Source organism: Vibrio sp. La 4.2.2, assembly GCF_027586995.1.
Taxonomy (GTDB): domain Bacteria; phylum Pseudomonadota; class Gammaproteobacteria; order Enterobacterales; family Vibrionaceae; genus Vibrio; species Vibrio mediterranei.
Genome location: NZ_JAPPTJ010000035.1, coordinates 1 through 336, shown reverse-complemented (window position 1 = coordinate 336; position 336 = coordinate 1). Strand labels below are relative to the sequence as shown.

Here is a 336-nt window from a genome sequence, read left to right as displayed (position 1 = left end):
CTGAAAGAAGGCCAATCGGAAGACGTCATTTTCACGGTGAAAGTGACCGACGATAAAGGGGCGGTGACTGAGCAAGCCGTGACCATCACCATTACGGGTACCAACGACCAGCCAACATTTAATGCCAGCAGTAAGCTAGTGGGCGCCGTTACCGAAGCGGGTCACGATGATGCGGGTAACCCTCAAGCGGGCATATCTACCGCTACCGGTACATTAGTTGCGGATGATGTCGATGCAGATGCAACGCATAAATTCTCAGTGGACAATGGCGACAGCCCTTACGGCAAACTTGTGGTGCAAGAAGGTGGTCAATGGACCTTTACGCTAGATAACACC

At 52.1% G+C, this 336-nt stretch carries 1 protein-coding gene; it reads left to right on the top strand.

Annotated features, from left to right (window positions below):
- On the top strand, positions 1-336 hold a 336-nt coding region (locus OH456_RS25955), incomplete at both ends, for a VCBS domain-containing protein (RefSeq protein WP_270034475.1).